This is a genomic window from Geodermatophilus sp. SYSU D00879 (assembly GCF_054050375.1).
Map to the genome: position 1 here is coordinate 1 of NZ_JBJGZF010000022.1, position 26,105 is coordinate 26,105.

Annotated in this window: 28 protein-coding genes and 1 tRNA gene; 8 read left to right on the forward strand and 21 right to left on the reverse strand. The window is 76.0% G+C overall.

Annotation, left to right across the window (positions count from 1 at the left end):
• Positions 1-327: 327 nt before the first annotated feature.
• The 15 genes from ACI79B_RS20705 to hrcA form a co-directional block, all read right to left on the reverse strand.
• The gene (locus tag ACI79B_RS20705) at positions 328-1,836 is read right to left on the reverse strand and encodes an FHA domain-containing protein (protein ID WP_456928422.1); all 1,509 of its coding nucleotides are present in this window, start codon (positions 1,834-1,836) and stop codon (positions 328-330) included.
• Positions 1,836-2,270, reverse strand: a complete 435-nt coding sequence (locus ACI79B_RS20710; RefSeq protein ID WP_456928421.1) for a hypothetical protein — start codon at positions 2,268-2,270, stop codon at positions 1,836-1,838. The genes ACI79B_RS20705 and ACI79B_RS20710 overlap by 1 nt, the downstream gene beginning before the upstream one ends.
• Before the next feature lie 56 nt (positions 2,271-2,326).
• Positions 2,327-3,883, reverse strand: coding sequence for a hypothetical protein (locus ACI79B_RS20715; protein ID WP_456928420.1), 1,557 nt, complete (start codon positions 3,881-3,883; stop codon positions 2,327-2,329).
• A 139-nt stretch (positions 3,884-4,022) separates the two neighbouring features.
• Complete coding sequence (locus ACI79B_RS20720; RefSeq protein ID WP_456928419.1) at positions 4,023-4,787, reverse strand: isoprenyl transferase; 765 nt, start codon at positions 4,785-4,787, stop codon at positions 4,023-4,025.
• Positions 4,777-5,568: a DNA repair protein RecO gene (recO, locus tag ACI79B_RS20725; RefSeq protein WP_456928418.1), complete on the reverse strand. Its 792-nt coding sequence runs from the start codon at positions 5,566-5,568 to the stop codon at positions 4,777-4,779. The genes ACI79B_RS20720 and recO overlap by 11 nt, the downstream gene beginning before the upstream one ends.
• A complete protein-coding gene (gene era, locus ACI79B_RS20730; protein ID WP_456928417.1) occupies positions 5,568-6,482 on the reverse strand; it encodes a GTPase Era in 915 nt (304 codons plus the stop codon). Before era ends, recO begins: the two co-directional genes overlap by 1 nt.
• A gap of 130 nt (positions 6,483-6,612) precedes the next feature.
• The gene (locus ACI79B_RS20735; protein WP_456928416.1) at positions 6,613-6,963 is read right to left on the reverse strand and encodes a cytidine deaminase; all 351 of its coding nucleotides are present in this window, start codon (positions 6,961-6,963) and stop codon (positions 6,613-6,615) included.
• Position 6,964: 1 nt separating this feature from the next.
• On the reverse strand, positions 6,965-8,296 hold the full coding sequence (locus ACI79B_RS20740) for a hemolysin family protein (protein ID WP_456928415.1): 1,332 nt from the start codon (positions 8,294-8,296) through the stop codon (positions 6,965-6,967).
• Positions 8,297-8,300: 4 nt separating this feature from the next.
• Positions 8,301-8,804, reverse strand: a complete 504-nt coding sequence (gene ybeY / locus ACI79B_RS20745) for an rRNA maturation RNase YbeY (protein ID WP_093580955.1) — start codon at positions 8,802-8,804, stop codon at positions 8,301-8,303.
• Between the two features lie 5 nt (positions 8,805-8,809).
• Positions 8,810-9,940 carry a PhoH family protein gene (locus ACI79B_RS20750; protein ID WP_456928414.1) on the reverse strand — a complete coding sequence of 377 codons (1,131 nt, stop codon included), beginning with the start codon at positions 9,938-9,940 and terminating at the stop codon, positions 8,810-8,812.
• Positions 9,941-10,029: 89 nt separating this feature from the next.
• A complete protein-coding gene (locus ACI79B_RS20755) occupies positions 10,030-10,857 on the reverse strand; it encodes an enoyl-CoA hydratase/isomerase family protein (RefSeq protein ID WP_456928413.1) in 828 nt (275 codons plus the stop codon).
• Between the two features lie 31 nt (positions 10,858-10,888).
• Positions 10,889-11,248, reverse strand: coding sequence for a histidine triad nucleotide-binding protein (locus ACI79B_RS20760; RefSeq protein WP_456928412.1), 360 nt, complete (start codon positions 11,246-11,248; stop codon positions 10,889-10,891).
• 82 nt (positions 11,249-11,330) lie between these two features.
• Positions 11,331-12,098, reverse strand: a complete 768-nt coding sequence (locus tag ACI79B_RS20765) for a 16S rRNA (uracil(1498)-N(3))-methyltransferase (RefSeq protein WP_456928411.1) — start codon at positions 12,096-12,098, stop codon at positions 11,331-11,333.
• Positions 12,095-13,228 carry a molecular chaperone DnaJ gene (gene dnaJ, locus ACI79B_RS20770; protein ID WP_456928410.1) on the reverse strand — a complete coding sequence of 378 codons (1,134 nt, stop codon included), beginning with the start codon at positions 13,226-13,228 and terminating at the stop codon, positions 12,095-12,097. The genes ACI79B_RS20765 and dnaJ overlap by 4 nt, the downstream gene beginning before the upstream one ends.
• 14 nt (positions 13,229-13,242) lie before the next feature.
• Positions 13,243-14,262, reverse strand: a complete 1,020-nt coding sequence (gene hrcA / locus ACI79B_RS20775) for a heat-inducible transcriptional repressor HrcA (protein WP_456928409.1) — start codon at positions 14,260-14,262, stop codon at positions 13,243-13,245.
• A gap of 217 nt (positions 14,263-14,479) precedes the next feature.
• On the opposite strand from hrcA, the gene ACI79B_RS20780 reads away from it, so the two are divergent.
• Together ACI79B_RS20780 and ACI79B_RS20785 are read left to right on the forward strand one after the other, a co-directional pair.
• Positions 14,480-14,836 (forward strand): type II toxin-antitoxin system VapB family antitoxin, encoded by a 357-nt coding sequence (locus ACI79B_RS20780; protein ID WP_457000239.1) that lies wholly within the window; start codon positions 14,480-14,482, stop codon positions 14,834-14,836.
• Complete coding sequence (locus tag ACI79B_RS20785; protein ID WP_456928407.1) at positions 14,836-15,303, forward strand: N-acetyltransferase family protein; 468 nt, start codon at positions 14,836-14,838, stop codon at positions 15,301-15,303. The genes ACI79B_RS20780 and ACI79B_RS20785 overlap by 1 nt, the downstream gene beginning before the upstream one ends.
• 3 nt (positions 15,304-15,306) lie before the next feature.
• Here ACI79B_RS20785 and ACI79B_RS20790 read toward each other — a convergent pair whose 3' ends face one another.
• From ACI79B_RS20790 to hemW, 3 genes are all read right to left on the reverse strand, one after another.
• Positions 15,307-15,912 (reverse strand): response regulator, encoded by a 606-nt coding sequence (locus tag ACI79B_RS20790; protein ID WP_456928406.1) that lies wholly within the window; start codon positions 15,910-15,912, stop codon positions 15,307-15,309.
• A complete protein-coding gene (locus tag ACI79B_RS20795; protein WP_456928405.1) occupies positions 15,909-17,024 on the reverse strand; it encodes a sensor histidine kinase in 1,116 nt (371 codons plus the stop codon). The genes ACI79B_RS20790 and ACI79B_RS20795 overlap by 4 nt, the downstream gene beginning before the upstream one ends.
• Positions 17,025-17,095: 71 nt before the next feature.
• Complete coding sequence (gene hemW, locus ACI79B_RS20800; RefSeq protein WP_456928404.1) at positions 17,096-18,319, reverse strand: radical SAM family heme chaperone HemW; 1,224 nt, start codon at positions 18,317-18,319, stop codon at positions 17,096-17,098.
• A gap of 48 nt (positions 18,320-18,367) precedes the next feature.
• Between hemW and ACI79B_RS20805 the strand changes: the two genes are divergently transcribed.
• Complete coding sequence (locus ACI79B_RS20805) at positions 18,368-19,150, forward strand: enoyl-CoA hydratase-related protein (RefSeq protein ID WP_456928403.1); 783 nt, start codon at positions 18,368-18,370, stop codon at positions 19,148-19,150.
• A gap of 26 nt (positions 19,151-19,176) precedes the next feature.
• Positions 19,177-19,332, forward strand: a complete 156-nt coding sequence (locus ACI79B_RS20810) for a hypothetical protein (protein ID WP_456928402.1) — start codon at positions 19,177-19,179, stop codon at positions 19,330-19,332.
• 153 nt (positions 19,333-19,485) lie between these two features.
• Here ACI79B_RS20810 and selB read toward each other — a convergent pair whose 3' ends face one another.
• The 3 genes from selB to ACI79B_RS20825 form a co-directional block, all read right to left on the reverse strand.
• The gene (gene selB, locus ACI79B_RS20815) at positions 19,486-21,246 is read right to left on the reverse strand and encodes a selenocysteine-specific translation elongation factor (protein WP_457000240.1); all 1,761 of its coding nucleotides are present in this window, start codon (positions 21,244-21,246) and stop codon (positions 19,486-19,488) included.
• A complete protein-coding gene (gene selA, locus ACI79B_RS20820; protein WP_456927053.1) occupies positions 21,237-22,547 on the reverse strand; it encodes an L-seryl-tRNA(Sec) selenium transferase in 1,311 nt (436 codons plus the stop codon). The genes selB and selA overlap by 10 nt, the downstream gene beginning before the upstream one ends.
• 37 nt (positions 22,548-22,584) lie before the next feature.
• Positions 22,585-22,680: transfer RNA gene (locus tag ACI79B_RS20825), tRNA-OTHER, on the reverse strand.
• Between the two features lie 23 nt (positions 22,681-22,703).
• On the opposite strand from ACI79B_RS20825, the gene selD reads away from it, so the two are divergent.
• The 4 genes from selD (at position 22,704) to ACI79B_RS20845 (ending at position 26,092) form a co-directional block, all read left to right on the forward strand.
• Complete coding sequence (gene selD, locus ACI79B_RS20830) at positions 22,704-23,711, forward strand: selenide, water dikinase SelD (RefSeq protein ID WP_456927054.1); 1,008 nt, start codon at positions 22,704-22,706, stop codon at positions 23,709-23,711.
• Positions 23,712-23,774: 63 nt separating this feature from the next.
• Positions 23,775-24,353: a hypothetical protein gene (locus ACI79B_RS20835; RefSeq protein ID WP_456927055.1), complete on the forward strand. Its 579-nt coding sequence runs from the start codon at positions 23,775-23,777 to the stop codon at positions 24,351-24,353.
• A gap of 137 nt (positions 24,354-24,490) precedes the next feature.
• Positions 24,491-25,066 carry a hypothetical protein gene (locus ACI79B_RS20840; protein ID WP_456927056.1) on the forward strand — a complete coding sequence of 192 codons (576 nt, stop codon included), beginning with the start codon at positions 24,491-24,493 and terminating at the stop codon, positions 25,064-25,066.
• 60 nt (positions 25,067-25,126) lie between these two features.
• Positions 25,127-26,092 (forward strand): zinc-binding dehydrogenase, encoded by a 966-nt coding sequence (locus ACI79B_RS20845; RefSeq protein ID WP_456927057.1) that lies wholly within the window; start codon positions 25,127-25,129, stop codon positions 26,090-26,092.
• Positions 26,093-26,105: the final 13 nt, after the last annotated feature.

Below are 26,105 nucleotides of genomic sequence, written 5' to 3' on the forward strand. Positions count from 1 at the left end.
TACCTCGGGGGACGACTTGTGGCTGGTGGAGCGGGTGGACGGCGGCTTCCGTATCTTCTTCGCGCCGGGGGCCTGATGCCAGGACGCTCGGGCTCTGCACACGGGTGTGTGCAGAGCACGAGCGTCCGGGACGGGGGTCCGGCTCGGTGTGCACGGCACGGGCGCCGGCCGGTGGCTCCTCCTGCGCGCGCTCGTGCTCTGCCCCCAGGTGGGGGCAGGGCACGAGCGTCGGCCGGACCCCCCGCGGCCCGGGGAACCGCCCGGGAACGCGACGGCGCCCGCCTCCCCGGGTGGGGAGACGGGCGCCGGCGTGGAGCGGGGTGCGGGTCAGTAGCCGCCGTGCTGCGACTCGAAGGCGAACTGGCGACCGCCCATGCGGACCGCCGTGCCGGGGATCAGCCGGATCGGCTGGTGCGGCACCAGCGAGGACCAGCCCGGGGCGCCGCGCGGGGCGACGAGCGTGCCGTTGGCCGAGCCGACGTCGAGCAGCAGCACGTCCCAGCCCTCGAGCCGGATCTCGGCGTGGTGCCGGCTGACGCCGCCGGTCTGGTCGAGGACCAGCAGCGGCCGCACCTGGCCGGAGACGACGCGCTCGTCGGTCTCCGGCTCGCGGCCGAGCAGGTAGTCCATGTCCAGGCTGACCGTGGCGCCGTCGTCGAAGACGAGCAGGCCCAGGGGCGGGCGCACGCCCTCGACGACCACCGCCGTCTGCTGCGTCGTGCGGATGCCGCACAGCGCGCAGAACCCGGCCCGCGGGTCGTTGAGGTGGCCGTTCTTGCAGAGGATGCCCTTGACCTTGGGCCGCTCGTCCTCCGGCTCCGCGGCCGCGGGCGCCGGCTCCTGGCCCGGGGTCGGCAGCGGCTGCCGCGCCGGTTCCGCCTCGGCGGCGGCGCCGAACAGCAGCGCCGACCGCTCCGGCGCCGGCAGCTCCACCGGCGCCGGCGGCGGCGCGACCGGAGCCGGGTCGACGGCGGGTGCCGGGGCGGCGAGGGGCGCGGGGACCGCGTGCCCGTGCCCGGCGTGGTCGTGACCTGCGTGGTCGTGACCTGCGTGGTCGTGACCGGCCGGGGCCCCCGCGGGCGCGGCGGGCACCGGGCGGGCCGGCGGCTTGGCCGTGGACAGCGGCACCCGGGCGTGCGGTGCCGGCAGCCGGACCTGCATGGTGCCCGACGGCACCGGAGCGGCAGCCGACGGCGCGGGAGCCGGTGAGAGCACGGCGGCCGCGCCGGGGACCGCACCGGCCTCGAGGTCGGCGAGCGGGTGCGGCGCGGTGTCGGCGGGCGAGCCGGCCGACAGGTGCAGCGGGGCCGGCGGCCAGGTGACGGAGCGGTCGAGCACGAGGGTGCCGTTGTCCAGCTTCTCCCCCTGGGCCGGCGTGAGCCGCAGCCCCAGGTCGGGCACCTCGGCGCTGCCGCCGCCGACGAGCACGAGCGTCAGCCCGTCCTCGGTGGCGGCGGCGACCGCGAACGACGGCGGCTCGGTCACGGTGCCGAGCCAGGTGCGCAGGTCCTCGTGCAGCCGGCGGCCCGGGGCCCGGGACCCGGCCGCGGACACCCGGCGGCACAGCGTGACCAGCTCGCCGACGAGCGCGTCGCCGGCCGGGGCGGCCGCGGGCGCGGGCGGGACCGGGGCGGAGCCCCAGCCGACCAGCGCCGGCCGGGCCGCCGGGGCGGCGGGGCCGGACGGCTGCGTGGGGATCCCGACGACCAGCAGCACCCCGGGCATCCGGACGACGAGGTCGGGGCCGGGGGCGACCCGGACGGCGACCTGGTCGAAGGGCGGCACGGTGGCCGGTGCGCCGGTCGTCCCGGTGAGCGGAGGCGTGGGGGCCGACATCAGATGAGCCTCCCGCCGTTGATCCGCCAGTGGATGAACGGCACGCGCATCGGGCCGTTGGCGACCAGCCACACGATCAGCCAGGTGCTGACGAAGTGGATGGCGAAGGCGGGGCCGGGCAGCGAGTCGATCCACGGGATCGCACCGCCGGCGAAGAGGAACCACACGAGCAGGCCCTCGGGGATGCCGGTGAGCAGGCCGAACAGCGTCGGCCAGTCCTTCTCCCACCGGAACTGCTGGATGCCGTGGTAGACGAGCTCCCAGAGCACGCCGAGCACCAGCACGACCAGCAGCACGGAGAAGGTGGCGCCGTAGGAGGCGCCGAGCGAGGCCCCGGTCGGGAGCACCGGGGTGATGAGCAGGGTCCAGATCGAACCGACCACGGCCAGCAGGAAGATCCTGGTCTGGATGCGGCCGTTCAGGGTGGGCAGCACGGTGTCGTCTCTCTCGGTCGTCGCGGGCGTCGGTCGTCGAGTCGGGGGCGGATCGGTCAGATCTGCTTGTTGCGGACCCACTTCCACCACTGGCTGGTCGACCGGCCCGGCCCCAGCTTCTGCGCGAACCCCTGCTCGATCAGGTCGTCGGCGATCTCCTGCGCGGCGATCTGCAGGCCGAAGAAGGTGTCGACGCCGGGGAACGGGCCGCCGAGGGTGGCGCTGCCGGAGGCGTAGACCTTGCCGCCGTTCTGCGTGCCGGTGACCTCGAAGTTCCGCTGGACGTCGAGCCGGCCCACCGGGTTGCGGGTGGCGTTGGAGTGGTCGAGCAGGTCGGCCAGGACGCGGTGCTCGCGGATGTCGGCCTCGAGGCCGGTGCAGTCGATGACGGCGTCGAAGGTGCCGGTGTGCGGGCCCTGGTCCGGGGTGCTGACGGTGACCTCGACGAGGTCGCCGACCGGCTTCATCTCCTCGATCTTGCCGATCATCACGCGGTACCAGCCCTCGGCGCGGCCGCGCTTGAGCTGCTCCTTCCAGTCCCGGCGGACGGGGGTGTTGGTGCCGCCCATCTCCTCGTACAGCCGCTTGCGCTCGGCGCCCTCGCTCTTGCGGACCTGCTGCTTGAGCTGCCCGCCCCACACCGACTTCGGGTAGTTGAAGCCCTGGTAGGCCCAGCCGTCGGCGCCCTTGCGGCGCTTGAGGATGCCGGTGCCGTGCGGCCTGTCCACGTAGGTGCGGAACAGGTGGACGATCTGGGTCTGCAGGCCGAGCCGGTCGCGGTCGTCGATCAGCCGCTGCAGGACGCGCGAGGCCACGATGCCGCCACCGCGGATGAGCACGGTGCCCGGGCGCTGGTGCAGCCGCTCGTAGACCTGCTCGTGCCGCTCGTAGGCGTTCACGACCTTGCCGTAGTCGTTGTACTCGTTGCGGTAGCGCTGCAGGTCGGGCAGGAACTTCAGGCCCGGGTAGCCCACGGCCACGTGCACCCAGGTGCTGCGGTACGCGATCCGCCGGGTCGGGGTGGCACCCTCGGGCGGGGTCAGGATCGTGAAGTACCCGCCGCCCACGCGGCGCCGGACCATCCGGACCTGGCCGTTGACGACCATCTCCGGGTACCGGATCCGGTACATCTCCTTCTCCATCGACTCGAACGCGTGCCCCGCCTTCGGGGTGTAGTAGTTCGCGAAGATGGGCTCGACCAGCACGTTCCAGGCCTGCTTGAGGTTGCCCTGCAGGGCCTCGCGGATGGCGTAGCTCGGGAAGCCCCAGATGTTGTCGGGGCAGGACGACGAGTCCGACCGCAGCCGCTCGCCGCGGGGGATCTGCGAGACCGTCGTCAGGTACTCGTAGCTCTCCCACGGGGTCTTCAGCGGGGTGAGCACGCGCATGGCGCTCGTCGGGACACCGCAGATCCGCAGGTAGTCGACCGTCACGAACGAGCCGATGCCGCCACCGAAGGTGACGAACGGGACGTCGACGACGGGGATGCCGGCGTCGGCCAGCATCTGGTCGGTCCAGAAGTCACTGGCGATCAGCTGGTCGTTCAGGTCACCGGGCTGCGGTGGCGCCGCCGGGGTCCGGGCGTGCTGGGACGCGATCGTGCTCTCGCTCACGGTGGGGGTCTTCCGTCCTCTGTCGGGGGAGCCGCCACTGTCAGGTCACGCGCACGCACTGTCAACGGATTCCGGCGCGGCACCCCCGACCGTCGGCCGAGGTCCGCCCGGCGTCCGCGGAGGACCCCCGCGCGGGTGCCTAGGCCTTGCCGAAGCGGCGCTGGCGGGAGGCGTACTCCTCGCACGCGGCCCACAGGTGCCGGCGGTCGAAGTCCGGCCAGAGGGTGTCGAGGAAGACGAACTCGGCGTAGGCCGACTGCCACAGCAGGAAGTTGCTCGTCCGGTTCTCCCCGGAGCTGCGCACGAACAGGTCGACGTCGGGCATGTCCGGCTCGTCGAGGAACCGGGCGACGGTGTCCTCGTCGACCTTGCCCGGGTCCAGCCGGCCCGCGGCGACCTCGCGGGCGATGGCCGCGGCGGCGTCGGCGATCTCGGCGCGGCCGCCGTAGTTCACGCACATGGTCAGCGTGAGGACGTCGTTGTCCCGGGTGAGCTCCTCGGCGACCTCGAGCTCCTTGACGACGCTGCGCCACAGCCGCGGGCGGCGGCCGGCCCAGCGCACCCGGACGCCGAGGTCGTGCATCTCGTCGCGGCGGCGGCGGATGACGTCGCGGTTGAAGCCCATGAGGAAGCGGACCTCCTCGGGGCTGCGCCGCCAGTTCTCGGTGGAGAACGCGTAGGCGCTGATCGCCTTCACGCCGAGCTCGATGGCGCCCTCGACGCAGTCGAACAGCGAGGACTCCCCCGCCTCGTGGCCGGCCGTCCGGGGCAGGCCGCGCTCCTTGGCCCAGCGGCCGTTGCCGTCCATGACGATCGCGACGTGCCGGGGCACCTTGTCGGCGGGGAGCTCGGGCGGGCGGACGCCCGAGGGGTGCGGGTTCGGCGGCTTGACCTCACGCCTCACTCAGCAGGCTCACTTCCCGGCGCGGGGCCGACGGGTCCGAGCGGTCCACCAGCGGCAGCGAGCGCAGCCCGCGCTCGAGGTGCCACTGCAGCAGCGCGGCCACCAGCCCGCTGCCCTCGCGGCGCTGCGGCTGCTCGCTGGACTCGGCGGTCGCCCAGTCGCCGGACAGCAGCGCCTCCAGGTGGCCGATGGTGACCGGGTTGGGCATGGCCGAGCCGGTCGGGCGGCAGCCGGGGCAGACGGTGCCGCCGGCCGGGACGGAGAAGTGCCGGTGCGGCCCCTCGAGGCCGCAGCGGGCGCAGTCGCCGAGCGCGGGCTCCCAGCCGGCCACCGACATCGCGCGCAGCAGGAACGCGTCGAGCACCAGCCCGGCCGGGTGGGTCTGCTCGGCCAGCGCCCGCAGCGCGCCGACGACGAGCAGGAACAGCCGCAGCGAGGGCTCCTTCTCCTCCGCGGTCAGCCGGTCGGCGGTCTCGAGCACCGCGGTGCCGGCGGTGTAGGCGCGGTAGTCCGCGGCGATGACCGAGCCGTAGGAGCGGATGGACTCCGCCTGGCTGACGATGTCGAGGTTCCGGCCGGTGTAGAACTGCACGTCCACGTGGCTGAACGGCTCGAGCCGGGCGCCGAACTTGCTCTTGGTGCGGCGCACGCCCTTGGCCACCGCGCGCACCTTGCCGTGCCGGCGGGTGAGGACCGTGACGATCCGGTCGGCCTCCCCCAGCTTCTGGGTGCGCAGGACGATCCCCTCGTCGCGGTACAGCGACTTCGGCGTGGTGCTCATCAGTACCCGAGCCGGTTCAGCTTCTTCGGGTCGTCCTGCCACTCGCCGAGGACGGTGACGTGCAGGTCGAGGTGGACCCGGGCGCCGAGCAGCTGCTCCAGCCCGGCGCGGGCCTCGGTGCCGATGGCCTTGATGACCGACCCGCCCTTGCCCAGCAGCATCGGCTTCTGGCTGGGGCGCTCGCAGTGCAGCAGCGCGTGCACCTCGACCAGCTCGGCGCCCTCCCGCTTGGGGTCGGGCCGGCGGTTGAGCTCCTCGACGGTGACCGCGAGGGAGTGCGGCACCTCCTGGAACACCTTCTCCAGCGCCGCCTCGCGGATGAGCTCGGCGATCTGGCGGTCGGTGTCCTCGTCGGTGGTCTGCTCCTCGGGGTACAGCGGCGGGCCCTCGGGCAGCAGGCCGACCAGCAGGTCCTCCAGCAGCTCCACCTGGTCGCCCGCGACCGCGCTCACCGGCACGACCTCGGCGGCCGCGACGAGCTGGCTGGCGGCCACCAGCTGCTCGGCGACCTGCTTCCTGCTCGCGGCGTCGGTCTTGGTGACGACGACGACCACCGGCGCCGTGACCTCCGTGAGCTGGCGGGCGATGAACCGGTCACCGGCGCCCACCGGCTGGTCGGCCGGGACGCAGAACACCACGACGTCGACCTCGGACAGCGTGTCCCGGACGACGTCGTTGAGCCGGCGGCCGAGCAGGCTCTTGGGCTTGTGCAGGCCCGGGGTGTCGACGAGCACGAGCTGCCCGCCCGGCCGGTGCACGACGCCGCGGATGGCGTGCCGGGTGGTCTGCGGCCGGTTGCTGACGATGCCGACCTTCTCGCCGACCAGCGCGTTGGTCAGCGTGGTCTTGCCCGCGTTCGGCCGGCCCACCAGGCAGGCGAAGCCGCTGCGGTACGGCTGGTCCGGCGTGCTCACCGGCCCAGTCTCCCACTGCGTGACGACATCGTCGGCCCACCGGCCGACACCGCGGCCACGTGCCGTCCCCCACAGGCGGGAGCCCCTGCGACCGCTCCTCGCGGAGGCCTCCGGCCCCCACTCGTCACGGTCACGAGGTGGCGCGCAGCACCCCGTCGGGGCCGGCGAGAAACACGGGCGCGGACGCGGTCAGGTCGTGCACGGCGGCCAGGCCCTCCTGCTCGACGGCGTCGGCGTCGGACACGATCGCCGCCGCCTCCAGGCCCTCGACGCCGCTGGACACCGCCGCCGCGACGGCCGCCTGCAGCGCGGACAGCCGAAGCGAGGGCAGCGCGACGCTGGCGGCGACGTAGGTGCGCCCGTCGGTGTCGCGCACCGCGGCGCCCTCCTGGGCGCCGGTGCGGCCGCGGGCGGAGCGGGCGAGGGTGACGAGCTTGGCGTCCTCGGGCTGCAGGTCGGGCACGAGGGACGAGCTTTCCACGTCAGCTCTCGGCGACGGCCGGGACCTCCGCCCGGGTGGCCCCGGCCTGGTGCTCGGGGTCCGCGTCGGGCACCCGGCACACCAGGATCGTGTCGATCCGGTTGCGCCGCCCGCCGGTGCTCTCCGCGACCAGCCGCAGGTCCGCGACCTCCGCCGACGAGCCCTCGATCGGCACCAGCCCGAGCTCGCGGGCGAGCAGGCCGCCGACGGTCTCCACGTCGTCGTCGCGGGGCAGCTCGACGTCGAACAGCTCGGCGAGGTCCTCGACCGGCAGCCGGGCGGTGATCCGCACCGAGCCGTCGTCGAGGTGCTCGACCGGCGGCCGCTGGACGGCGTCGTGCTCGTCGGCGATCTCGCCGACGATCTCCTCGAGGATGTCCTCGATCGTGACCAGCCCGGCGAAGCCGCCGTACTCGTCGACGACGATCGCGATGTGGATGCGGCGGGCCTGCATGTCCCGCAGCAGCTCGTCGACCGGCTTGGACTCCGGCACGAACGCCGGCGGGCGCATGAGCTCCTCGACCCTCGGGCCGCGGGCCTCGCCGAGGTTCTGCGACCGGCGCACCAGGTCCTTGAGGTAGACGACGCCGACGACGTCGTCGACGTTCTCCCCGATCACCGGGATGCGGCTGAAGCCGCTGCGCAGCGCCAGGGCCAGCGCCTGCCGGACGGTCTTGGTGCGCTCGATCCACACGACGTCGGTGCGCGGCACCATGACCTCGCGGGCGATGGTGTCGCCGAGCTCGAACACCGAGTGGATCATGTTGCGCTCGCCGGACTCCACGACGCCGCGCTCCTCGGCGAGGTCGACCAGCTCGCGCAGCTCGACCTCGGTGGAGAACGGGCCGTCGCGGTAGCCGCGGCCGGGGGTGATCGCGTTGCCGAGCAGGATCAGCAGCGTCGCGACCGGGCCGAGCACCCGGCCCAGCAGCCGCACCACCCCGGCGGTGGCCAGCGCGACCGGGTAGGCGTGCTGGCGGCCCAGCGTCCGCGGCCCGACGCCGACCAGCACGTAGCTGACCACGGTCATCACGCCGGCCGCGGCGAGCACCGCCTGCCAGCCCATGCCCAGCACGCGGACCAGGACGACGGCGACCAGCACCGCCGCGACCATCTCGCAGACGATCCGCAGCAGCAGGAGCAGCGCCACCAGGCGGGCGCGCTCGTCGAGGACCCGCTCGAGGGTGGCCGCCCGCCGGACGCCGTCGCGGCGCAGCTCCTCGACCCGCGCCTTGGACACCCGCTGCAGGGCGGCGTCCATGGCGCCGAACAGGCCGGCCAGCGGCACCAGGCAGATCGCGACGACCAGCAGCGTGACCGCACCGGCGCTCATCGCGTCACCGCGTCCCGGGACCCCGTTCGGCCGGCTCACCGGTGACCGGCTGCCGCGGCGCCGAGCGCCAGCCCTCCAGCAGGCGGGTCTGCAGGCCGAACATCTCCCGCTCCTCCTCGGGCTCCATGTGGTCGTAGCCGAGCAGGTGCAGCACGCCGTGGGTGGCCAGCAGCAGCAGCTCGTCGTCCATGGAGTGGCCGGCGGCGCGGGCCTGCCGGACGGCGACCGAGGGGCACAGCACGACGTCGCCGAGCAGCGCGGGGCCGGGCTCGGGGTCGTCGGGGCGGGCGGTGTCGAGCTCGTCCATGGGGAAGGCCAGGACGTCGGTCGGGCCCTTCTCCCCCATCCAGCGCTCGTGCAGCACGGACATGTAGTCCGGGTCGACGCACAGCACCGACAGCTCGGCCATCGGGTTGACGCCCATCTCGGCGAGGACGTACCGGCAGATGCCGGTCAGCTCCGCCTCGTCGACGGCGATCTCGGACTCGTTGGCCACCTCGACCGGCACGGCGCTCAGCTCCCCTGCCGGCGCGGCCGCGCCGGCCGGGCGGGGACGGCGGGGCGCCCGGCGCCCTGCTGGTGGGCGGCGTCCCACCGCTCGTAGGCGTCGACGATGTCGCCGACCAGCCGGTGGCGGACGACGTCGGAGCTGGTCAGGTTGGCGAAGTGCACGTCCTCGACGCCGTCGAGGATCTCCCGCACCACCTTGAGGCCGCTCTGCGCGCCGCCAGGAAGGTCGACCTGCGTGACGTCACCGGTGACGACGATCTTCGAGCCGAAGCCGAGGCGGGTGAGGAACATCTTCATCTGCTCGGCGGTGGTGTTCTGCGCCTCGTCGAGGATGACGAACGCGTCGTTGAGCGTGCGGCCGCGCATGTAGGCCAGCGGGGCGACCTCGATCGTCCCGGACTGCATGAGCCGCGGGATCGACTCCGGGTCGACCATGTCGTGCAGCGCGTCGTAGAGCGGCCGCAGGTACGGGTCGATCTTCTCGCTGAGCGTGCCGGGCAGGTAGCCCAGCCGCTCGCCGGCCTCGACCGCGGGGCGGGTGAGGATGATCCGGTTGACCTGCTTGGTCTGCAGCGCCTGCACGGCCTTGGCCATCGCCAGGTAGGTCTTGCCGGTGCCGGCGGGGCCGATGCCAAAGACGACGGTGTGCGCGTCGATCGCGTCGACGTAGCGCTTCTGGTTCAGCGTCTTGGGCCGGATCGTGCGGCCGCGGCGGCTGATGATGTCGAGGCTGAGGACGTCGGCCGGCCGCTCGGAGCCGCCGCTGCGCAGCATGCCGATGACCCGGCGCACCGAGTCCGGGCGCAGCGCCTGGCCGGTGCCGATCAGCGCGATGAGCTCGTCGAACACGCGGACGGCGAAGGCGTTGTCGGCCGGCTGCCCGGTCACGGCGATCTCGTTGCCGCGGACGTGCACGTCGGCGTCGACCTCGGACTCGACCAGCCGCAGCAGCTCGTCACCGGAGCCGAGCAGGGCGACCATCGAGACGGAGTCCGGGACGGTGATGGTGGCGCGGACCGCCGCGGGGGCGGCGCTGGCGAGGGTGCTGGCGCTGTCCGCGGCGACGGCCTGCGCGGAGGCCTCGCGGGACGTGGGCGCGCCCGGCACGGGGACGTTCGGGGAGGTGTCGGGCAAGAACCCTCGACCCTGCCTTCCTGGCACGGGGAACTAGACGGTTCGACTCTACCCGCGCCCCGCCACCGGGAACCCCGCTCGCGCGCAGGTCACCGCCCCGAGTAGGTGGCCTTCCCCGGCCCGTCGGCCAGGAAGGAGGCGACGGCGCCGCGCAGGTCGTCGGTGGCGAACAGCGCCCCGGAGACCTGCGGGGTGATCTCGTCGGCGGCCCGCGCGCCGTGCCGCACCGCCGTCGTCACGAGCCGCTTGGTGGCCGCGTGCGCGAGCGTCGGGCCGGCGGCGACCCGGCGCGCGTAGTCGCGGGCGGCCTCGGCGAAGCCGTCGTCGGGCAGCACCCGGTTGACCACGTCCCACCGCTCCAGCACCGCGGCCGGGTAGCGCTCGCCGGTGAAGACCAGCTCCTTGGCCCGCGCCGGGCCGGCCCGCTCGGCCAGCCGCTGCGGCCCGCCCATCGACGGGGTCAGCCCGACGACGATCTCCACCAGCCCGAACGCCGCCCGCTCGGCGGCCAGCAGCACGTCGCAGGCCAGCGCCAGCTCGAAGGCGGCGGTGAGGGTCAGCCCGTGCGCGGCGAACACCGTGGGGACGGGCAGGTCCTCCAGCGTCTGGGCGATGCGCAGCAGCCGCGCCCACAGCGCCGTGCCCTCCTGGGCGGGGGCGGGGCCCTCGGCGATCCGCTGGAAGGCGTGCACGTCGACGCCGCCGGAGACGACCTTGCCGCGGGCCTCCAGCAGCACCGCGCGGGCGCGGTCGGGGCGGCCGGGCTCGGTGAGGGTCACCAGCTCGGCGACGACCCGCTCGAACGCGGCGAACACCGACTCGTCGAAGAGGTTGAGCGGGGGGGCGTCCAGCACGACGACGGCGACGTCGCCGTCCCGCTCGATCCGGACGGGGGCGGCGCTGCCGGCGTCGGTCATGCCGGCCACCCTGCCAGGCGGCCCGCCCGGCTCAGCCCGGGGGCCAGCGCAGGTCGCGGCCGCCGAGGACGTGCAGGTGCAGGTGGTGGACGGTCTGCCCGGCCTGCGGGCCGGTGTTGGCCACCAGCCGGTAGCCGGGCTCGGTGCCGTCCTCGCTGGCCAGCCCCTCCTGGATCGCCACCGCGTGCGCGGCGGCCACCACGTCGGCGAGCAGCTGCGGGTCGGCGCCGACGAGCAGCCCCGCCGTCGCGTGGTGCTGCTTGGGGATGACCAGCACGTGCGTGGGCGCCTGCGGGTTGACGTCCCGGAAGGCCAGCGTGCGGTCGGTCTCGTGCACGACGTCGGCGGGGATCTCCCCGGCGACGATCCGGCAGAAGAGGCAGTCGGTCACCCCGCCGACCTTAGAAGGACCCCCTCGCCCCCCACCGCTCGCGAGCTCGCGGCGGGCCCCTGCGAGGGGGCCACACCCGCAGCTACTGCCAGCGGGTCCGGACCGACAGGGCGGCCAGCGCCGCGGCGCCGGCGGTGGAGGTCCGCAGCACCTCGGGGCCGAGCCGCACCGGCTGGGCGCCGGCCGCGCGCAGGGCCACGACCTCGCCGTCGGTGAGCCCGCCCTCCGGGCCGACGACGACGGCGACCGTGCCGCTGGCGGGGATCTCGATCCCGGCGAGGGGACGGCGGGCCTGCTCGTGCAGCACCAGCGCGAGGTCGACGTCGGCGAGCTCCCCGCACACCTGGCGGGTGGTCATGAGGTCGCCGATCTCGGGGACCCGCGGCCGCCGCGACTGCTTGGCCGCCGCCCGGGCCGCGGCCCGCCACCTGGCCAGGCCCTTCTCGACGCGGTCCTCGCGCCAGCGGGTGACGCAGCGGGCGGCCGCCCACGGGACCACCCGGTCGACGCCGAGCTCGGTGGCCAGCTCCACGGCCAGCGGGCCGCGGTCGCCCTTGGGCAGCGCCTGGACTAGCACGAACTCCGGGTCGGGCGGCGGCACCTCGTGGCGGGCGGTGACCTGCACGCGCAGCCCGGCCGGGCCGGCGTCGAGCACGGTGCCCTCGACGACGGCGCCGCGGCCGTCGCCGACCCGCACCGCCTCGCCGGTGGTCAGCCGCAGCACGTCGACGGCGTGCCGGCCCTCGGCGCCGCCGACGAGCACCTCGCCGTCGTCGGGCAGTTCGTCGAGCAGGAACAGCGGGGAGCCGTCGAGGGCCGGCCGGGCGTCGTCGGGGGCCGGGACGCTCACTTGAACGAGTTCCGGACCCGGGAGAACAGGCCGCCGTGCGTCTCCGACGGGCCGGGGCGGTCCTCGCCGCGCAGCACCGCCAGCTCGCGCAGCAGCTTCTCCTGCTCGGCGTCGAGGCGGGTCGGCGTCTGGACGTCGACGTGCACGTGCAGGTTGCCCCGGCCGGTGGCCCGCAGCCGCGGCGCGCCCTGGCCGCGGAGGGTGAGCACGGTGCCCGCCTGCGTGCCGGGGCGGACGTCGACGTCGGTGTCCTCGCCGTCGAGCAGGGTCAGCGGCAGCGTGGTGCCCAGCGCCGCGGCCGTCATCGGCAGCGCCACGTGGCAGTGCAGGTCCTCACCCTCGCGGGTGAACACCGGGTGCGGGCGCTCGCGGATCTCCACGTACAGGTCGCCGGCGGGGCCGCCGCCGGGGCCGACCTCGCCGCGGCCGGTGAGCCGGATCCGCATGCCGTCCTCGACGCCGGCGGGCACCTTCACCTGGATGTCCTGCCGGGCGCGGACCCGGCCCTCGCTGCCGCACTCGGGGCAGGGGTCGGGGATGACCTGGCCGGTGCCGGCGCAGGTCGGGCACGGCCGGCTGGAGACGACCTGGCCGAGGAACGAGCGCTGGACGCTCTGCACCTCGCCGCGCCCCGAGCAGGTGACGCAGGTGGTCGGGTGGGTGCCCGGCGCGGTGCCGGCGCCGGCGCAGGTGCCGCACAGCACGGCGGTGTCGACGGTGATCGTCTCGGTGGTGCCGAAGACCGTCTGCTCGAGGTCGAGCTCCAGCGCGATCAGGGCGTCGTCGCCGGCGCGGACGCGGCTGCGCGGCCCGCGCGTGCCCATCCCGCCGCCGAAGAAGGCGTCCATGATGTCGCCGAGCCCGCCGAAGCCGGCCCCGCCGAACGGTGAGCCCGCGCCGGCGCCAGCGCCGCTGTCGAACGGGTCGCCGCCGAGGTCGACGATGCGCCGCTTGTCCGGGTCGGTCAGCGCCTGGTAGGCCCGGCTGACCTCCTGGAAGCGCTCCTTGGCCCCGGGGTCGGGGTTGACGTCGGGGTGCAGGTCCCGCGCCAGTCGCCGGTAGGCCTTCTTGATGTCGGCGTCGGAGGCGCCCCGGGAGAGCCCGAGGACGCCGTAGTAGTCGGTTGCCATGGGGGGTCGAGACCTCAGCTCCCGGCCAGCAACTGGCCGACGTAACGGGCCACGGCTCGCACCGCGGCCATGTTGCCTGGGTAGTCCATGCGGGTCGGGCCGACGATGCCGAGTCCGCCCAGCGCCCGGTCACCGGTGCCGTACCCCACCGAGACGACCGACGCACCGGCCAGCGCCTCGTGGGCGTTCTCCTCGCCGATGCGCACGAGCACCGCGCCGCTGCTGTCGACCTCGCTGATCAGCTTGAGGACGACGACCTGCTCCTCCAGCGCCTCGAGCAGCGGGCGCAGGCTGCCGGGGTCGAGCGCGACGCGGGCCAGGTTCGCCGTCCCGCCGATGACCAGGCGGTCCTCCCCCGGCTCGACGAGGGTCTCGATCAGCGCGGCGCTGACCGCGGCGACCAGCGCCCGCAGGTGCTCCGGCGCCGTCTCCACGAGGTCGGGGACCTTGCTGCCGGCGTCGGCGAGCCGGGCGCCGGTGAACGCGGCGTTGAGCGTGGCGCGCAGGTCGGCGACGTCGTCGCGGCTGACGTCGACCGGGCAGTCGACGACCCGCTGCTCGACGCGGCCGGTGTCGGTGATGAGCACCAGCAGCAGCCGCGAGCCGGTCAGCTGCACCACCTCGAGGTGGCGCACCGCGCTGCGCGACAGGGTCGGGTACTGGACGACGGCGACCTGGTGGGTCAGCTGGGCGAGCAGGCGCACCGTGCGGCCGAGGACGTCGTGCAGGTCGACCGCGCCGTCGAGGAACCGCTCGATGGCGCGGCGCTCGGCCGGCGACAGCGGCTTGACCGCCGACAGCCGGTCGACGAACAGCCGGTAGCCCTTGTCGGTGGGCACCCGCCCGGCGCTGGTGTGCGGCTGGGTGATGTAGCCCTGCTCCTCGAGGACGGCCATGTCGTTGCGGATGGTCGCCGGCGAGACCCCGAGGTCGTGCCGCTCGGCCAGGGCCTTGCTGCCCACGGGGTCGTTGGTGGAGACGAAGTCCTGCACGATGGCCCGTAGAACCTGCAGGCGCCGTTCGTCGTGCGCCACGGTGACACCTCCCCGAACCGGTCGACGTCGCCGTGCGGGGAGCCCCGGGGGCTCCGGCCCGCCCCCGCCGGGTGCCCGGCGGGGCTGGCACTCGCACGGACCGAGTGCCAATCCAGCATACGACCAGGGAGCCGTTCCGTCGCGGACGTGACGGGGTCCACCACCCCGGTGGGTGCCCGGCACGGCGGGCGGCGGGCCGATAGGCTCGGACGCGTCGGTGCCGGTACGGGGCAGGTCTTGGACGGAGGTCGGGTCCCTGATCTTCAAAGCGGTGCGGAGCGGGCGCCCCTATCCCGAGCACGGGTTGGCCACCAGGGACTGGGCGATGATCCCGCCCCGCCAGATCCGGCTCGACACCCTCGTCACCACCAAGCGCGAACTGGCGCTGGACACCCTGCTCGCCGACGACTCGACCTTCTACGGCGACCTCTTCCCGCACGCCGTCCAGTGGCACGGCGACCTCTACCTCGAGGACGGCCTGCACCGCGCGCTGCGGGCGGCCCTGCAGCAGCGCTCGGTCATCCACGTCCGGGTGCTCGACCTCGACGCGCTGATGCCGGCCAACCTGGCCTGATGGACCCGGCCCGGTTCGACGGCGGGGTGCTGCTGCGGGAGGCGACCGCCGGGGACCTGCCCGCGGTGGTCGCGCTGCTGGCCGACGACCCGCTCGGTGCCACCCGGGAGTCGGCCGACCCCGTCCCCTACGAGCGGGCGTTCGCCGCCGTCGCCGCCGACCCCGCGCACCTGCTGGTCGTGGCCGAGGACGCCGGGGCGGTCGTCGGCACCCTGCAGCTGTCGTTCGTGCCCGGGCTGTCCCGCGGCGGCGCGCTGCGCGCACAGGTCGAGGGCGTGCGGGTGGCCGCGGCCGCCCGCGGGCGGGGGCTCGGCGAGGCGATGCTGCGGTGGTGCGCCGCGGAGTCCCGCCGCCGTGGCGCGGCACTGCTGCAGCTCACCACCGACGCCCGCCGCCCCGAAGCGCACCGCTTCTACGAGCGGCTGGGCTTCGTCCCCTCGCACGTCGGGATGAAGCTCGAGCTGTAGGCCTCAGAGCCAGCCCTTGTCGGCGGCGACGCGGGCGGCCTCCACCCGCGTGCGGGCGCCGGTCTTGCCGATCGCCGAGGACAGGTAGTTGCGCACCGTGCCCTCGGACAGGAACAGCCGCCGGGCGATGTCGGCGACGGTGGCACCGTCGGCGGCCTCGCGCAGCACGTCGGCCTCGCGGGCGGACAGCGGCGTCGCGCCGATCGCCAGCGCGGCGGCGGCCAGCTCCCGGTCGATCACCCGCTCCCCCGCGACGACGGCGCGGATCGACCGGGCGAGCTCGGCGACCGGCGCGTCCTTCACCAGGAAGCCCGCCGCGCCCACCTCCATGGCGCGGCGCAGGAACCCCGGCCGGCCGAAGGTGGTGAGGACGACGGCGCGCACGCCCGGCAGCTCGGCGGCCAGCTCGCGGGCGGCCTCCAGCCCGTCCCGCCCGGGCATCTCGATGTCGAGCAGCGCGACGTCGGGGCGGTGCTCGCGGGCGGCGGCCAGCACCTCGTCGCCCCGGCCCACCTCGGCGACGACGGTGATGTCGGGCTCGAGCTCCAGCAGCGCCCGCAGCGCGCCGCGGACCATCGACTGGTCCTCGGCCACCAGCACCCGGATCACCGGGTCGCCACCGCCGCGGGGGCCGGCAGCAGCGGCAGCACCGCGCGCAGCTCGTAGCCGCCGTCACGGCCGGCGCCGCCGGTGAGCCGGCCGCCCAGCGCGCCCACCCGCTCGGACAGGCCGGTGAGCCCGGAGCCGGGCGCGGTGTCGTCGGCGGGGCCGCGGCCGTCGTCGGTGACGGCGAGCACCGCGTCGGTGCCGTCGTCGGCGAGGGTGACGGTGACCGTCCGGGCGCCGCTGTGCCGCAGCACGTTCGTCGTCGCCTCGCGCACCACCCAGCCCAGGGCGGCGTCGACCGGGCCGGGCAGCACGGGCACCCGGTCGGGCAGGCGGGCGGCGATCCCGGCGCCGGACAGCGCCGCGCGCGCCTCGGCCAGCGTCTGCGCGCAGCTGACCTGGCGGTAGCCGCTGACCGCGTCGCGGACCTCGGCCAGCGCGCGGCGGGCGGCGGCCTCGACGTCGGCCATCTCGGTGCGGGCCCGCGCCGGGTCCACCTCGGCCAGCCGCCCGGCGAGCTCGCTCTTGAGCGCGATGAGCGACAGGCTGTGGCCGAGCAGGTCGTGCAGGTCGCGGGCGAAGCGCAGCCGCTCCTCGGCGACGGCGTTGCGGGCCAGCTCCTCGCGGGCCGCGGCGAGCTCGGTGTTGACCTCGACCAGGTGGCGGGTGCCGCGCATCGCGAACGCCGTGAGCACGCACATCACCGGGAGGATGAACAGGCTCCCGAGCTGGCCGTCGGCGGCGACCACCCCGGCGCACACCGCGGCGGCGGCGACCACCGCCGGCCACACCCAGCGCTGCGGCAGCGCCGCGGCCGAGGCCGCCGACACGTAGATCAGCAGCCCTGCCCACGACGGGCCCAGCCAGACGGCGAGGCCGGCGCCGAGCGCCGCGACCACCGCCAGCCGGCCGAGCCGTCCGCCCGGGTCGCAGGTGGTGAACGACCGGCGGAACACGTCGAGGTAGACGGCGGTGAACACCAGCAGCGTGGCGCCGGCGACCACCTGCACCGCCGTCGGCCGGTCGGTGGTCAGCAGGTCGGCGAGCGGGAAGACCTGGAACAGCAGCCAGGGCAGCGACCAGGCGATCTGCCGCCACCGGGAGTCGGCGTCCACGGCGCCCGACCGTAGACCCGCCGATCCCGGTACCGGACCTGCCGGACGTCGTCGGCCCGGGCTGACATCCGTCAGTCGGTCAGGTCCCGCACGACGGCGTCGGCGAGCAGCCGGCCGCGGTCGGTGAGCACCGCCCGGCCCCCGGCGTGCGCGGCGGGCTCCAGCAACCCGCGGGCGACGGCGTCGGCGGCGCGGGCCCGGCCGGTGTCGGACAGCGCGGTCAGCGGCAGCCCGTCGCGCAGCCGCAGCCCGAGCATCACCGTCTCCAGAGCGCGGTCGGCGGGCTCGAGCACCTCGCGGTCGGCCGCCGGGCTCTCCCCCGCCGCCAGCCGCTGGGCGTACGCCGCCGGGTGCTTGACGTTCCACCAGCGCACGCCGCCGACGTGGCTGTGCGCGCCCGGGCCGGTCCCCCACCAGTTCGCGTTGGCCCAGTACAGCTCGTTGTGCCGGCAGCGGGCGGCGTCCCCGCGCGACCAGTTGCTGACCTCGTACCAGTCGAACCCGGCGCCGCGCAGCACCGTGTCCGCCTGCACGTAGCGGTCGGCGAGGACGTCGTCGTCGGGCATGGGCAGCTCGCCGCGGGCGATGCGGCGGGCCAGCCGGGTGCCGTCCTCGACGATGAGCGCGTAGGCGCTGACGTGGTCGACCGGTGCGGCGAGGACGGCGTCGAGCGAGGCGGCCCAGTCGGCGTCGGTCTCGCCGGGCGTGCCGTAGATGAGGTCGAGGTTGACGTGCTCGAAGCCGGCCACGACCGCCTCCCGCGCGGCCTGCGCCGCGCGCCCGGGGGTGTGCCGCCGGTCGAGGACGGCGAGCACGTGCTCGGCGGCGGACTGCATCCCGAGGCTCAGCCGGGTGAAGCCGGCCGCCCGCAGCGTCGCCAGCGACCGCGGGGTCACCGACTCGGGGTTGGCCTCGGTGGTCACCTCGACGTCGCCGGCGACGGGGAACAGCTCGCGGACGGCGGCCAGCACGGCGGCGAGGTCCTCGGCGGGCAGCAGGGTGGGGGTGCCGCCGCCGACGAAGACGGTGGAGACCGTCGGCAGGTCGGGGCCCAGCACCCGTGCGGCGCGGTGCAGCTCGGCGATCGCGGTGCCCGCGTACTCGGCGCGGTTGGCGCCGGGGCCGAGCTCGTCGGAGGTGTAGGTGTTGAAGTCGCAGTAGCCGCAGCGGGTGGCGCAGAACGGCACGTGCACGTAGAGCCCGAACGGCGTCGTCGTCAGGTGCTCGCGGGCACCGGCCGGCAGGTCGTCGTCCGCGGGCGGACGTGCCGGCAGCAGCGTCAGGGTGGTGGTCATCTGCTCCCAGTGTGCCGCGCCCCCGCCACCCCCGGGCAGGATGCCCGGGTGAGCTCTGCACCCGTGGACGAGGACCGGCTGCTGCAGGTGACCGTCGCGGGGGGCGTGGCCCGTCTGGTGCTGGACTCCCCCGCCAACCGCAACGCCCTGTCCCGGGCGTTGCGCGCGCAGCTGCGCGAGGCCCTCGACGCCGCCCTCGCCGACGACGCGGTGCGCGTGGTCGTCCTCGACCACACCGGCCGGGTGTTCTGCTCGGGGATGGACCTGTCCGAGGCCGCCGGCGCGGGTGCCGGCGACCAGGGCGTGCGCGAGCTGCCCGACCTGCTGCGGACGATCTGGACCGCGCCCAAGCCGGTGGTGGCCGCGGTCCGCGGGCCGGCGCGGGCGGGCGGGGTCGGCCTGGCCGCGGCCTGCGACGTCGTGGTGGCCGCGTCCTCGGCGACGTTCGGGATGTCGGAGGTGCGGCTCGGGCTGGTGCCCGCGGTGATCTCGGCGGTCGTGCTGCCGCGGATGCTGCCGCACGCGGCGCACCGGCTCATGCTCACCGGCGAGGTGTTCGACGCCGCCACCGCCGCGGCCGGCGGGCTGGTGGACCTGGTGGCGCCCGACGACGAGGTCGACGCCGCCGTCGACGGGCAGGTGCTGGCGCTGGCCGCCGGGTCGCCGTGGGCGCTGGCGGAGACCAAGCGGCTGCTGCGGGCCGGCGGGCTGCGCGGCTCGTTCGACGACCTGCTGGACCTCTCCGCCCGCGCCTTCGCCGGTGAGGAGGGGCAGGAGGGCATCGCCGCGTTCCGGGAGAAGCGCCCGGCGCGCTGGGTCCCCTCGCTGTAGCCGGCCCCGCGCGAGATGCTGCGGGCGTGACCGCCCCTGAGGACCCGCGCGAGCGCTTCCGCACCCTGCCCGAGCCGGTCGACCCCCAGGACACCGTGGAGACCGTCGACGCCTCCTCCGCGCAGCCGGTGGTGACGGAGAGCGACGAGCGGGACGCGCTGCTCCGCCAGGCCGGCGGCTGACCTCTCCGCGGGCGCAGTCGTGCTCTGCCCCGCCCGTGGGGGCTGAGCACGAGCTCCGGCATCCGAGGTCTCCTGCCGGGAGTCGTGCTCTGCACACACCTGTGTGCAGAGCACGAGCGGCGACGGAACGGACCCGCCGAGGTGGCGCGCCGGTCAGCGGAGCCGGCGGGAGGCGTCGGGCAGCCGCTCGGTGACGCCGCGCGCGTCCAGCCACTCCACGAGCGGCACGGCCACCCGCCGCGTCGTCCCCCACGCCGAGCGCGCCTGGCTGAGCGTGAACGGCTGCGGCACCGCGGCCAGCCGCGCGCGGGCGGCCTCCTCCACGCCCGGCGCCAGGTAGACGCCGTCGGCGATGCGCACCAGCTGCCCGTCGCGCACCGCGGCCGCCAGCTCACGCGGGCCGAGCCGGGCGGCGCGCAGCTCCTCGGCGTCCGGCGCGGCGAACGGATCGGCGGCCAGCCGCGCGCGGATCCCGTCGACCGCCCGCTGCACGGCCGGCGGCAGACCGGCGGCCGCCACGACCACCCGGCCCTCGCGCAGCGCCAGCGGCGGCCGCACGACCAGGGCGACCAGGTCGTCGTGCGGCAGGTCCAGCTCCCGGCGGACGACGGCGACCGGCGGCCCCGGCTCCAGCGGGTGCGCCTGCCGGTGCGCGGCCACCAGCCCCGGCACCCGGCGGGCCAGCTCGCCGACCAGCCCCGGCGCCAGCAGCCACGGCCCGGCGCGGACGGCGTCGTCCGGCACCGGCCAGCCCATCGCGGTGAAGTCGTCGGCGCGCACCACCCGGCGGCGGGCGAGGTCGGCGGCCGCCCCGGCCGGCCCGGCCTGCTGGCGGCCCAGCTCGCCGGCCCGCTGCCGGGCCGCGCCGCGACGGCGCAGCTCCGGCGGGGCGACGTCCCGGACGTCGGCGCCGAGCACCCGCCGGGCGCCCGGGTCACGCAGCAGCACCCGGTCGCCGACCCGCAGCGGCAGCGGGGCGGCCAGCCGCAGCCGCACCGCCCGCCCGTCCAGCGGGCGCAGCCGCACCGGCACCGCCGCCGAGCCGACGTGCAGCACCGCCTCGGCCGGCAGCCGGCCCTCGGGCGCGCGGGCCAGGACGACGTCGGCCTCCGCGGTGGACCGGAACGCGCCGGGGGTGAGCAGGGCGTCGCCGCGGGCGAGGTCCTCGACGGCGACCCCGCGCAGGTTCAGCGCCACGCGTGCGGTCGCCGTCGCCCGCTCCACCGGACGGCCCAGCGACTGCACGCCGCGCACGCCCACCTCGCGGTCGCCGAGCCGCAGCCGGTCGCCGGGCGCCACGGTGCCCGCGGCCAGGGTGCCGGTGACGACGGTGCCCGCGCCGCGGATGGGGAAGGCGCGGTCGATCCACAGCCGCACCGGCGCCCCGGTGTCCGGCGCGGGCAGCCCGGCCAGCAGCGCCTCGAGGGCGGCGGTCAGCCCGGGGACGCCCCGGCCGGTGGGCGCGCTCACCGCGACGCCGGGCACGGCGCCCATCGACGTCGCGGCCAGCCGCTCGGTCGCGTCGGCGAGCACGGGCGCGGGGTCGGCGAGGTCGGCCTTGGTGACGGCGAGCAGCGCGTGCCGCACGCCGAGCGCGTCGAGGACGGCGACGTGCTCGGCGGTCTGCGGCGACCAGCCGTCGTCGGCGGCGACCACGACCAGCGCGGCCGGCACCGACCCGACGCCGGCGAGCATGTTGCCGACGAACCGCTCGTGCCCGGGCACGTCGACGACGGCCAGCACCCGGCCCGAGGGCAGCGTCGTCCAGGCGAACCCGAGGTCGATGGTCAGGCCGCGGCGGCGCTCCTCCTCCCACCGGTCGGGCTCCATGCCGGTGAGCGCGCGGACCAGCGTCGACTTGCCGTGGTCGACGTGCCCGGCGGTCGCGATCACGTCCATGCCGCTCAGGGACACCGGCCGGCCACCTCCAGCACCGCGGCGGCGAGGTCGTCGTCGGCCGACGGCGGCACGCTGCGCAGGTCGAGCAGGGTGCGCCCGTCGGCCACGTACCCGACGACCGGGCGGGCGCCGAGCCGCAGCGGCTCGGCGAGGTCCTCGGGCAGCGAGACCGCGGCGCTGGGCAGCGGGTGCTCGGGCGCCCCTCCCCCGCCGACCCGGGCGGCGGAGTCCACCGCGTGCGCGTCGACCCCGGCGGCGGCCAGCCGCCCGGCCAGCGCCCGCGCCCGGGCCCGCAGCCCGGCGACGTCGGCGGCGAGCATCTGCTGCACCGGCGGCTGCGGGCCGCGCAGCGTGGCCTCCAGCGCGGCCAGTGTCGTCTTGTCGACCCGCAGCGCCCGGTACAGCGGGTGCCGGCGCAGCCGCTGCACCAGGTCTGCGCGGCCGAGCACCAGGCCGGCCTGCGGGCCGCCGAGCAGCTTGTCGCCGCTGGCGAGCACCAGGTCGGCGCCGTCGGCCAGCGTCGTCTGCAGGTCCGGCTCGTCGGGCAGCGCCGGGTGCGGGCGCAGCAGCCCGGAGCCGACGTCGGCCACCAGCGGCACGCCGCTGTTGGCCAGCGCCTCGGCCAGCTCGTGCACCGGCACGGCCCGGGTGAAGCCGCGGACGACGAAGTTCGACGGGTGCACCTTGAGCACCGCGCCGGTGTCCTCGTGCAGGGCGTCGCGGTAGTCGTCGAGGGTCACCCGGTTCGTCGTCCCCACCTCGCGCAGCCGGGCGCCGGTGGACTCGAGCAGGGCGGGGATGCGGAAGCCGTCGCCGATCTCGACCAGCTCGCCGCGGGCGATGACCAGCTCGCCGCCCAGCGCGGTGGCCACCAGCGCCAGCGCGGCCGCGCAGTTGTTCACCACCAGCGCGGCCCGCGCGGCGGGGACGGCGGCCAGCAGCGCGGCGATCGCCGCCTCGCCGCGCGGCCCGCGGCGGCCGGTGGTCAGGTCCAGCTCGACGTCGGTGGTGCCGCTGGCCGCGACCACCGCCTCGACGGCCGCGGCCGACAGCGGCGCCCGCCCGAGGTTGGTGTGCACGAGGACGCCGGTGGCGTTGAGCACCGGGCGCAGGGCGGACGCGGTCGAGGGCAGGCCGGCGAGGACGGCGGCGACCGCGTCGCCGGGCGCGAGCTCGCCCGCGCGGATGCGGGACTGCACCTCGCGGACGGCGTCCTTGACCAGCTCCCGGCCCAGCCGCGACGCGGCGTCGGCCAGCGCCGGGTCGGCCAGCAGCGTGTCGGTGCGGGGCACTGCCCGCCGCGGGTCGGCGCTCATCGCTGCGGAGCGTATGCGCGCCGGCCCGCGGGGAGGCTGGCGGAGGCGGACGGGAATCGAACCCGCCTGACCGAGCTGCTCGGCCACGTCGGCTTTAGAGGCCGCGGGGGCCACCAGGCGCCCTGACGCCTCCGCCGGCCAGCCTACGGTGGGGCCGTGACCAGCGCGCCCGCACGGATCCGCCTCACCCGGTTCGCCCACGGCGGCGGCTGCGCCTGCAAGATCCCGCCCGGCGAGCTCGAGGCCGTCGTCGCGGGGCTCACGCACACCGGCCCGGCCGACCCGGCCGCCGAGCTGGTCGTCGGCCTCGACGACGGCGACGACGCGGCCGTCGTCCGGATCGCCGGCGGGCAGGGGCTGGTGCTCACCACCGACTTCTTCACCCCGGTCGTCGACGACGCGTACACCTTCGGCCGGATCGCCGCGGCCAACGCGCTGTCCGACGTCTACGCGATGGGCGGCACCCCGGTGGTCGCGGTCAACCTGCTCGGCTGGCCGCGCGACGTGCTGCCCGCCGAGCTCGCCGCCGAGGTGCTGCGCGGCGGGCTCGAGGCGGCGCAGGAGGCGGGCTGCCACGTCGGCGGCGGGCACTCGATCGACGACCCCGAGCCCAAGTACGGCATGGCCGTCACCGGCGTCCTCGACCTCGACCGGGTCATCCGCAACGACGCCGCCGTCGCCGGGACGCCGCTGTCGCTGACCAAGCCGCTCGGCGTCGGCGTGCTCAACAACCGGATGAAGGCCACCGGCGAGGTCAGCGAGGAGGCGGTGGCCTCGATGACCGCGCTCAACCGGGACGCCTCGCGCGCCGCGCTGGCCGCCGGCGTCCGCGCGGGCACCGACGTCACCGGCTTCGGCCTGCTCGGCCACCTCTACAAGATGGCCCGCGCCAGCGGGGTGACCGCGGTGGTCGACGCCGCCGCCGTCCCCTACCTGGCCGGCGCCCGCGAGGCGCTGGCCGGCGGGTTCGTCTCCGGCGGCACCCGGCGCAACCTCGACTGGGTGCGCCCGCACACCGACCTGTCCGCCGTCGGCGAGGACGAGGCGCTGCTGCTGGCCGACGCGCAGACCTCCGGCGGGCTACTGCTGGCCGGCGAGGTGCCCGGCGCGCCGGTGATCGGCGAGTTCGTCCCGCGCGGCGAGCACGTCGTCGTCGTCCGCTAGGCCCTTCCGCCGCCCGGCGGCGGCTGCCATCCTCCGCGCCCGGCAGCGGCGGAGGAGGACGGCGTGCGGTGGATCGGAGGCCTGGCGGCGGTGCTGCTGGCCGGGTGCGGCGGGCAGCCGGCGGCGGTCCCGCGGGCCACCCCCACGACCCCTGCCGCGCCGGACGACGGCGGCACCGGGTACGCCAGCGCGTTCCTCGGCGCCGGCGGCGACACCGGCAGCGACGACCTCTTCGTGCACGTCACCGTGTTCGACCCGCCGGACGCCGACGCCTTCGGCAACGGCGAGTTCTTCGTCCTCGGCTGGGACTGCCTGACCGAGGAGCGGGTCCCCGCGACCGTCGCCGGGCTGGACTCCGCCACCGCCCGCGGCGAGCTGGCGCTGACCTGCGGGTCGCACATGCGGCCGGGCGAGGTCACCGGCACCGCCGTGGTGGACCTGACCTGGACCGCGGAGGGCCCCGGCCACGAGTACACCCTCGACAGCCCCGACGGCGCCTGCCGCGAGCTGCTCACCGACCGGCACGCCGTGGTGACCGGGCAGGTGCGCGTCGTGGTGCCGGAGCTCGGCTACGACGGCGTCGCGCTCACCCTGGCCGACGACGACGACTCGCTCGCCCGGGGCGTCCCGGCCTGCCCCTGACCGGTCCCGGCGCGTCCGGCGGAACGCGCCGTCGTCCGGGTCCACCGCACACGGATCCGTTCCGCGCCCCGTCCACCACTGCCACCCTGCCGCCCGCGCCGGAGCCGGACGGTCCGGGCGGCGCGGAGGAGGACGACATGCGGACGCGGACGGCCGGCGCCGTGACACTGTTGCTGGCTGCCGGTGCTCTGGGCACGCTGACCGGCACCGCGGCAGCGGCGCCACCCGACGGACGTGGGGCGACGACGAGCTGGTACGCCACGACGAGGGTGGACGGCGGTGACCTCTCCGTCGACGCGACGGTCACCGGCGGTCGGGACGGCGGGGCGGTCGCCGACGTCGCCGTCTTCCTCGGGGGGCTGCGCTGCGTGCCCCTCGAGGACCTCGACGTCGACCTCGTGCAGCTGGAGTCGGCAGCGCTGTCCGGGGAATCGGCCATGAGCTGCACGCCGGAGGGTGGGCAGGGTGCCGTCCCGGTGGGGGCGCACCTGACGATCGACCTCACCTGGACCGGGACCGGGGACGTGCGGCGCCTCCCGCTGACCGGGTCACTCGACCACTGCGTCGGCCGCTTCCTCGAACGGGACGCCGAGGTGACCGGCTCGGTGACGGTCACCATCGAGGGCGGCACGCCGTACACCGTGACGGGCGAGGCCGCCGGCGACGTCGCGCTGCGCTGGCAGCACGTGGCCTGCCCGCCGCCGGCCGCCTGAGTCCCGCCCGTCCGGCGGGCGCGGTCGCCCGCCGGACGGGGGTGTCCTAACGTCCGGCGCATGCGCGCCGTCTTCGTCTCCACGCCCTCGCCCGACGACCCGCTCTCCGTCCTGGAGGTCGGCGAGCGCCCGGAGCCGGAGGTGCCCGACGGCTGGACGACGGTGCAGGTCAAGGCGGTCTCGCTCAACCACCACGACCTGTTCAGCCTGCGCGGCATCGGCCTGCCTCAGGAGCGGATGCCGATGATCCTGGGCACCGACGCGGCCGGGCTGGACGAGGACGGCAACGAGGTCGTCGTCCACGGCGTCGTCGCCAGCCCCGGCTGGACCGGCGACGAGACGCTCGACCCGAAGCGCACGCTCTTCTCCGAGCTGCACCAGGGCACGATGGCCGAGCGGGTCGCCGTCCCCCGGCGCAACGTGCTGCCCAAGCCCGCCGAGCTGTCCTTCGCCGAGGCCGCCTGCCTGCCCACCGCCTGGCTGACCGCCTACCGGATGCTCTTCGTCCGCTCCGGCCTGCGGCCCGGCCAAACGGTCCTCGTGCAGGGCGCCAGCGGTGGCGTCGCCACCGCGCTCGTCGTCCTCGGCAGGGCCGCCGGCTACCGGATGTGGGTCACCGGCCGCAGCGAGGAGAAGCGCGCCGCGGCCCTGGAGCTCGGCGCCGACCAGGCCTTCGAGACCGGCGCCCGGCTGCCGGAGCGGGTCGACGGCGTCATGGAGACCGTCGGCAAGGCGACGTGGAGCCACAGCGTCAAGTCGCTGCGGCCCGGCGGCGTCATCGTCACCTCGGGCGCCACCACCGGCTTCGACCCGGGCGCCGAGCTCAACCGGGTGTACTTCACCCAGCTGTCGGTGGTCGGCTCCACCATGGGCACCCGCGACGAGCTGGAGTCGCTGGTCCGGATGTGCGCGGTGACCGGCGTCCGCCCGGTGATCGACGTCGAGCTGCCGCTGGAGGAGGCCCGCGAGGGCTTCAGCCGCATGCTCGAGGGCCGCACCGCCGGGAAGATCGTCTTCACGCTCTGACGAGGAGGCCGGC

Coding starts and splice junctions, on each gene's coding strand:
- ACI79B_RS20705 (WP_456928422.1), bottom strand. CDS start 1,836: ATGTCGGCCCCCACGCCTCCGCTCACCGGGACGACCGGCGCACCGGCC.
- recO (WP_456928418.1), bottom strand. CDS start 5,568: ATGAGCACCACGCCGAAGTCGCTGTACCGCGACGAGGGGATCGTCCTG.
- ACI79B_RS20740 (WP_456928415.1), bottom strand. CDS start 8,296: ATGAGCGCCGGTGCGGTCACGCTGCTGGTCGTCGCGATCTGCCTGGTG.
- ACI79B_RS20755 (WP_456928413.1), bottom strand. CDS start 10,857: ATGACCGACGCCGGCAGCGCCGCCCCCGTCCGGATCGAGCGGGACGGC.
- dnaJ (WP_456928410.1), bottom strand. CDS start 13,228: ATGGCAACCGACTACTACGGCGTCCTCGGGCTCTCCCGGGGCGCCTCC.
- ACI79B_RS20785 (WP_456928407.1), top strand. CDS start 14,836: ATGGACCCGGCCCGGTTCGACGGCGGGGTGCTGCTGCGGGAGGCGACC.
- hemW (WP_456928404.1), bottom strand. CDS start 18,319: ATGACCACCACCCTGACGCTGCTGCCGGCACGTCCGCCCGCGGACGAC.
- selA (WP_456927053.1), bottom strand. CDS start 22,547: ATGAGCGCCGACCCGCGGCGGGCAGTGCCCCGCACCGACACGCTGCTG.
- ACI79B_RS20840 (WP_456927056.1), top strand. CDS start 24,491: ATGCGGACGCGGACGGCCGGCGCCGTGACACTGTTGCTGGCTGCCGGT.
- ACI79B_RS20845 (WP_456927057.1), top strand. CDS start 25,127: ATGCGCGCCGTCTTCGTCTCCACGCCCTCGCCCGACGACCCGCTCTCC.